The sequence below is a fragment of the Massilia sp. ST3 genome, assembly GCF_018119405.1.
GTDB lineage: Bacteria > Pseudomonadota > Gammaproteobacteria > Burkholderiales > Burkholderiaceae_D > Telluria.
This window is the reverse complement of sequence record NZ_JAGPWC010000063.1, coordinates 23,448-30,182: the sequence shown is the minus strand read 5'-3', so window position 1 is coordinate 30,182 and position 6,735 is coordinate 23,448. Positions and strand designations below refer to the sequence as shown.

Annotated in this window: 7 protein-coding genes and 1 pseudogene; 4 read left to right on the top strand and 4 right to left on the bottom strand. The window is 70.0% G+C overall.

Annotation, left to right across the window (positions count from 1 at the left end):
- Positions 1-56: 56 nt before the first annotated feature.
- A pseudogene (locus KBW98_RS18585) lies at positions 57-596 on the bottom strand (thiamine pyrophosphate-binding protein); the annotation flags it as partial.
- Between the two features lie 80 nt (positions 597-676).
- Between KBW98_RS18585 and KBW98_RS18580 the strand changes: the two are divergent.
- A complete protein-coding gene (locus tag KBW98_RS18580; protein ID WP_211521652.1) occupies positions 677-1,159 on the top strand; it encodes an Lrp/AsnC family transcriptional regulator in 483 nt (160 codons plus the stop codon).
- Between the two features lie 25 nt (positions 1,160-1,184).
- Complete coding sequence (locus KBW98_RS18575) at positions 1,185-1,559, top strand: VOC family protein (protein ID WP_211521651.1); 375 nt, start codon at positions 1,185-1,187, stop codon at positions 1,557-1,559.
- A gap of 60 nt (positions 1,560-1,619) precedes the next feature.
- On the opposite strand, the gene KBW98_RS18570 is transcribed toward KBW98_RS18575, so the two are convergent.
- The 3 genes from KBW98_RS18570 to KBW98_RS18560 all read right to left on the bottom strand — a co-directional run bounded on the left by KBW98_RS18570 (position 1,620) and on the right by KBW98_RS18560 (position 4,602).
- Positions 1,620-2,801 carry a PEP-CTERM sorting domain-containing protein gene (locus KBW98_RS18570; RefSeq protein ID WP_211521650.1) on the bottom strand — a complete coding sequence of 394 codons (1,182 nt, stop codon included), beginning with the start codon at positions 2,799-2,801 and terminating at the stop codon, positions 1,620-1,622.
- Between the two features lie 111 nt (positions 2,802-2,912).
- Positions 2,913-3,701, bottom strand: coding sequence for a hypothetical protein (locus tag KBW98_RS18565; protein WP_229429283.1), 789 nt, complete (start codon positions 3,699-3,701; stop codon positions 2,913-2,915).
- Positions 3,702-3,705: 4 nt separating this feature from the next.
- Positions 3,706-4,602, bottom strand: a complete 897-nt coding sequence (locus tag KBW98_RS18560; RefSeq protein ID WP_211521649.1) for a LysR family transcriptional regulator — start codon at positions 4,600-4,602, stop codon at positions 3,706-3,708.
- Positions 4,603-4,705: 103 nt separating this feature from the next.
- On the opposite strand from KBW98_RS18560, the gene KBW98_RS18555 reads away from it, so the two are divergent.
- The gene (locus tag KBW98_RS18555) at positions 4,706-5,911 is read left to right on the top strand and encodes an MFS transporter (protein WP_211521648.1); all 1,206 of its coding nucleotides are present in this window, start codon (positions 4,706-4,708) and stop codon (positions 5,909-5,911) included.
- A 20-nt stretch (positions 5,912-5,931) separates the two neighbouring features.
- Positions 5,932-6,732, top strand: a complete 801-nt coding sequence (gene dkgB, locus KBW98_RS18550) for a 2,5-didehydrogluconate reductase DkgB (protein WP_211521647.1) — start codon at positions 5,932-5,934, stop codon at positions 6,730-6,732.
- Positions 6,733-6,735: the final 3 nt, after the last annotated feature.

Below are 6,735 nucleotides of genomic sequence, written 5' to 3'. Positions count from 1 at the left end.
GCGGGCGCGGTCGTTTAAATTCCCGCCGCCGCTATGGCCCGCGGCCCCGGCTGCGCCTGCACATCCTTGGGCAGGTCGACCAGCACCGGCCCCGGCCTGCCGCCCGTCGCCTCGCGGATGGCGCGCAGCACGGCCGGTGCGATCCCGGCGACGCTGCGCACCTGCGCATTCCACTTGGTGACGGGGCGGGAAATGCCGAGCGCATCGCATTCCTGGAAGGCGTCGGTGCCGATCGAGGCGGTCTGCACCTGGCCGCTGATGCACAGGATGGGAATCGAATCGCTCAAGGCGTCGAGCAGGCCCGAGGTGGTATTGGCCATGCCGGGCCCGGAAGTGACGAACACCACGCCCAGGCGCCCGGTGGAGCGCGCATAGCCTTCGGCGGCGTGGACGGCGGCCTGCTCGTGGCGCACCAGCACGTGGCGCAGCCGCGGCTCCTGCTGGAGCGCGTCGTACAGGGGCAGCACGGCGCCGCCGGGATAGCCGAACACGGTGTCGACGCCGGCCCGCACCAGCAGGTCGAGCAGCAGGCCGGCGCCGGTCGGCGCGGAAGAAGTAGAGGTGGCGGCGGGCGCCGCGGCGGCAAAAGTATCCATGCCTGAAATGGTATTCACTTCAGACCTGAAAGTGCTTCATAATCACACACCGTTTCAGGCTGAAAAGTGAAAGGTTTTCCATGGATGAGGACAAGGAAAGAAAGATTTTCGACGCGGCCGACCGCGCGATCCTGGCGATCCTGCTGAAGGACTCGCGCACGCCGCTGCAGGAGATCAGCGCCGCGGTCGGGCTGTCGACCACCTCGTGCTGGAACCGGATCAAGCGCATGGGCGACACTGGCCTGCTGCAGGGCTATACGGTGAAGGTCGACCTGGCCCATCTGGGCTACCACGACACCGTCATCGTGCAGGTCACCCTGGACAGCCACAGCGAAGAGACCCTGTACGAATTCGGGCGCGCGCTGGAGTCGATCCCGGAAGTGCTGGAGGCCAGCCTGATCTCGGGCGACTACGACTACTTCGTGCGCATCGCGGTCAAGGACACGCGCGACTACGAGCGCCTGCTGCGCGAGCGGCTGTATAAAATCCCCGGCATCCGCCACAGCAAGTCGAGCTTCGTGCTGCGCACCCTGAAGCGCACCGACACGCCTCTGCCCGGCTGAGCACCACCTTTCATGAGGAGACAGCATGTTTGACCACGTCAAGATCGGCGTCGGTGACTTCGCCGCCAGCCGGGACTTCTACGCGAAGGCGCTGGCGCCGCTGGGCGTCGCCATCGTCGCGGAAGGCGAGCCGTCCTACGGCGTCGAACTGTGCGGCGACGGCCCGGTCTCCTTCTGCCTGTTCCAGGCCACCGAAAAACCGGCCCACCTGCACCTGGCCTTCGCGGCCGCCACCCGCGCCCAGGTCGACGCCTTTTATCGCGCGGCGCTGGAAGCAGGCGCCAAAGACAACGGCGCGCCCGGCCTGCGTCCGCAATACAACGCGACCTACTACGCCGCCTTCGTGATCGACCCGGACGGACACAACATCGAAGCGGTGACCCACGCCCCTGAGGCCTGAGGTCCCTGCCCAGGCGCCGCCGTCATGGCGGGCCTCATCGTGGTATGCGGACTCGCGGAATCAGCCCCGGCGCCCTCGCGCACCGCGGCGCAGCAGCAGCATGGCCAGGCCGGCCAGGCCGCCGAGCCAGAGCGTGCCGGGTTCCGGCACGTCGGCGGGACCGGTCTGGTCGATGCCTTCGGGCGGCAGCTCGGGCTGGCCCAGCGGCGGCGGAATGAAGGGAGTCGGGTCGCGCTCCGGCTGCGGCGCGGGGTCTTGCTCCAGATCCGGCTTGGGTTCCGGACCCGGCGCGGACGTATCGCCGCCGCCGGTGGGCGGCTTCGGTGCGCCCGGTCCGGTCGTGCCGCTGTCCGTGCCCGGCGTGGCCGGCGCGCCCGGGCTGGACGAATCCGTGCCCGGCGCCGGCTCGGTGATGACCGCGTCCGGACTGTCGGCGGCGCCCGGATCGCGGCTGGTGACGGTGCGCGAGACGTCGCCCGTCTCGTAGCGCGGATAAGGCATCGGACCGGCACTGTTCATGGCGAACTGGAAGCCCGTGGTGGCCGGTTCGGCGCCCGGCGCCAGGCCCGCGCCATTGGCGAAGGTCCGGAGCTGGTAAGGCTGGCCGTCGAAGCCGACGTCCTCGACCATCTCGGCCGCGATATCCTGGACACTGCCCTCTTCCGCTACCGGGACGTCGAGCTCGGCTTCGCTCGGTTCGCCGGGGGCGACCGGCAGCTGCGGCGTGTCGGAAATGCGGTTCGCGCAGCGCGTGCGCATCTCGTTCTTGCCGTCGCTGAGCAGGGTCTCGCCTTCGGCCAGCATCAGCTTCTTCGAGGTCCAGTAGACCTTGTCGCCCTTGCGGTAGGACACATAGACGGCGCGCGGCTTGGCGACCGTGACCACCTGGGCCTTGTCGACGTCGAAGCCGGAGTAATGGTCGGCGACCACCTTGTCGGCCTTGATCGCCTGCGCCAGCTCCTCGCGGCTGGCCGCGCCGCCGGGGACGATCGAATACGGATAGATGCGGCGCACGGCCGCCGCCATGGTGTGGACCGGCAGGGGTTGCGAGCTCGCGCCCGCAGGCGCCGGCGCCGGTGCGCTGGGGGCAGCCTTTAATGCGGCCTGCACGCCTGGTTCCGAGATCCAGGCCGTGGCGCCGGCGCCCGCCGCCGCGGCCGCGATCAGCGCGAGCGCAGCCAGCCGGATGCGTTTCGACGAACCGGTCGGCCGGATGCGGCGGGTGCGAAGGCGGCTGGACATGAGGCGTTTCCTGTAGGATGGTTCCTACAGGATAGCACCAGACGTGTCAAAAGTGCATTCTTTTGAGAAAAATTTGTTTCCGTAAAAGAAATTGTGGCAACTTCGCCACGTCTAGCGCGGCAGGATGTGGCGGAAAGTCGGCTCGATATTCAGTGCGTGCAGGTGGGCCACGATGTCTTCCAGGGTGGCGTCCTTGAGCAGCAATCCCTCGGCCGCCGCGGCGCGCGGCGCAGGGGCCGGCGCACCCGCCGACGGCGACGGCGCGGATGGGCGCAGCCTGGCCAGCGCCTGCAGGAACTGCGCCGGGCCGATGCGCTCCAGGCCTTCCAGGAAAGCGGCCTGCCCCGCCGGCGGCGGCGCCATGTCCAGGCCCGCCTCGTCCGCAAAGGACGCCCCCATGCCGGGGTGGATGAAGGCCGCCCACTTCCCGCTGGCGCGGTGCAGGCAAGGCGGCAGCTCCACCGGATCGAACAGCCGGCCGGCGTCCAGCTCGGCTTCGGGGAACCAGGCCGCGCGCAGCAGGGTCACGAACTCGGCCAGCTGCGCCACCGGCGCCGGCTGCTCCAGCGACAGCCACAGGCCATAGGCGCCGTCGCCCCCGATGCTCACCGCCGGCGCCGGCAAGTCCAGTTCCTGCTGCAAGGCGTTGGCGGCTGCGCACAGGCGCGTCCAGTGCGCCTCGGGCTCGCCGTGCTTGCCGCTCTTGCGGAAGGGGATGACGACGGCGCGGGCCATGCCCTCACCCGTCGCCAGTGGAATGGCGAGCGTCTCCTCGCCGCGCAGGTGGCGCGCCAGCGCCTCGGGCGGCGGCGCGTCCGCCGGCAGGTAGAGCCGGCGCAATTCCGAAATCAGCTTGTCCATATACGTGTCGATGTCGATCAGGCCGGTATTCTGACACAAGCCCCTAGCGTTCCAGCACCTCGCCCAGGCGCGCGGCCAGGAAGTCGACCAGGGCCGCCACCCGCGGCGCCAGCGCGCCCTGCTTGTAGAACACCGCCCACACCGGCTGGCCCCAGGGCAGGCTGTGCCCGGGCAGCACCTCCACCAGACGGCCGGCGGCCAGGTCGCCGCGGGTCAGGAAATCCGACAGCGATACGATGCCCGCCCCCGCCAGCGCCAGCTCGCGCAGGGTGCCGCCGCTGGTGGCCGTCACCGCCGGCGCGATGGTCCAGCCTTCCGCGCCCTCGTGCCGCAAGGGCCAGGTGTTGAGCGAGGCCGGGGCCGCGAAACCGAGGCAGCGATGGCGCTCCAGTCCGGCCGGCGTCGCGGGCATGCCGTGGCGCTCCAGATAGCCGGGCGCCGCCAGCACGCGCAGGCGGCTCCATCCCAGGCGGCGCGCGTTCAGGGTCGAATCGGGCAGCGCGCCGATGCGGATCGCCAGGTCGGCCCGTTCCTCGATCAGGTCGACATAGGTCTCGCCGCTGACCAGCTCCAGCTGTACCAGGGGGTAGGCGTCCAGGAAGGCCGGGACCAGCGGGGCCAGCAGATGGTCGAGGGCGGGCGTGGCGGCGTTGACGCGCACCAGGCCCGAGGGCTGGGAACGGCGCGCGGCGGCTTCCGCCTCGGTGTTGGCCAGGTCCGCCAGCAGGCTGCGCGCTCGGCCCAGCAGCCAGCTTCCTTCTTCGGTCAGTTGCAGGCGGCGGGTGGTGCGCCGCATCAGGGTCATGCCCAGCTGCTCCTCCAGGCGCGAGATGGTGCGCGAGACGCCCGAGGGCGTCTGTCCGAGGCGCTCGGCCGCGGCCGAAAACGATCCGGCATCTATGACGGCGGAGAACACAATCAAGGCGTCGACATCGATCATTCGTGACTCCAGCTCAAAAGTCTATTGTACGTCCGCCCATTTTTCCTTGCTAGCCGGCACGGCACACTGCATGCCTCGTCAATGCCCCCACAAGGAAACCATCATGCCTCTCGCACTCTGGGCGCTCACGCTGAGCGCCTTCGCCATCGGGACGACCGAGTTCGTCATCGTCGGCCTGATTCCCACCATCGCCGCCAGCCTCGGCGTCTCGGTCCCGTCGGCGGGCCTGCTGGTCAGCCTGTACGCCCTCGGCGTGGCGGTCGGCGCGCCGGTGCTGACCGCCCTCACCGGCCGCGTGCCGCGCAAGCAGCTGCTGCTTGGCCTGATGGCCCTGTTCACCTTAGGTAACCTGGTCGCCTGGATGGCTCCGAACTACGGCGCCCTGATGGCGGCGCGCGTGCTCACCGGCCTGGCCCACGGCGTGTTCTTCTCGATCGGTTCGACCATCGCCACCAGCCTGGTGCCGAAGGAAAAGGCCGCCAGCGCCATCGCCCTGATGTTCACCGGCCTGACCGTGGCCCTGGTGACCGGCGTGCCGCTCGGGACCTTCATCGGCCAGCACTTCGGCTGGCAGGCCACCTTCCTGGCGGTGTCGCTGCTGGGCGTGATCGCGATGATCGGCAGCGCCATCCTGGTGCCGTCGAACATCGCCGGCAGCAAGCCGTCCAGCCTCCTGACCCAGCTCGCCGTGCTCAAGAAACCGCGGCTGCTGCTGGTCTACGCCATGACCACGCTCGGCTACGGCGGCTCCTTCATCGCCTTTACCTACCTGGCGCCGATCCTGCAGGAAGTCGCGGGTTTCGCGGCCGGCACCGTCAGCCTGGTGATGCTGGTCTACGGCGTCTCGGTCGCGGCCGGGAACATCTGGGGCGGCAAGCTGGCCGACCGCAAGGGGCCGGTGGGCGCGCTGCAGATCGTGTTCGCCCTGCTGGCCCTGGTGCTGCTGGTGCTCACCTTCACCGCGCCGAGCAAACCGCTGGTGCTGCTCACCGTGCTGGCCTGGGGCGCGGTCGCCTTCGGCAACGTGCCCGGCCTGCAGGTCTACGTGGTGCAGCGCGCCGAGCGCGACGCCCCGCAGGCGGTCGACGTGGCCTCGGGCCTGAACATCGCCGCCTTCAATGTCGGCATCGCGCTGGGCGCCTGGGGCGGCGGCCTGATCGTCGCGAAGCTGGGCCTGATGGCCACGCCCTGGATCGGCGCCCTGGTCGTGGTCGGCGCGTTCCTGCTCACCACCCTCGCAGGCTGGCTGGACCGCCGCGACGGCGTCCCGGCCCGGCTGGAAGCGGGCCGCGCCATCGCCACCCATTAATTACGTTGAAAGGATTTATCATGCACATGCCGCAACTCGGCCTCGGCACCTTCCGGCTCCAGGGCCAGCAAGCCATCGATTCCGTGCGCAACGGCCTGGAGCTGGGCTACCGCCATATCGACACCGCCCAAATCTATGGCAACGAGGCCGAGGTCGGGCAGGCCCTTGCCGAATCGGGCGTCGCCCGCGGCGAGGTCTTCGTCACCACCAAGATCTGGACCGAGCACCTGGCCGGCGACAAGCTGGCGCCCAGCCTGGAGGACAGCCTGCGCAAGCTGCGTCTCGAGCGGGTCGACCTGACCCTGGTCCACTGGCCCTCGCCAGGCGCCGCGGTGCCGGTCGCGGAAACGATGGAGGCCTTGCTGGCCGCGCGCGAGGCCGGCCTGACGGGTGCGATCGGCGTCTCGAACTTCCCGGTCGCGCTGCTGCGCGAGGCGATCGCCGCCGTCGGCGCCGCCAACATCGCCACCAACCAGGTCGAGCTCCATCCCTACCTGCAGAACCGCGCGCTGGCGGCCTTCGCACGGAATGCCGGCGTCCACCTGACGGCCTACATGCCGCTGGCCTACGGCAAGGTGATGGACGACCCGGTGATCGCGGCCATCGCCGCGCGCCATGGCGCAACACCGGCCCAGGTGACGCTCGCCTGGCTGCTGGCCAAGGGCCATGCGGTCATCCCGTCCTCGACCCGGCGCGAGAACCTGGCGAGCAACCTGCGCGCGCCTGTGTTGACCCTGGCGGCCGAGGACCTGGCGGCCCTCGACGCCCTCGACCGCGGCGAGCGCCTGGTCAGCCCGGACTTCGGGCCGCAGTGGGATTGAGCC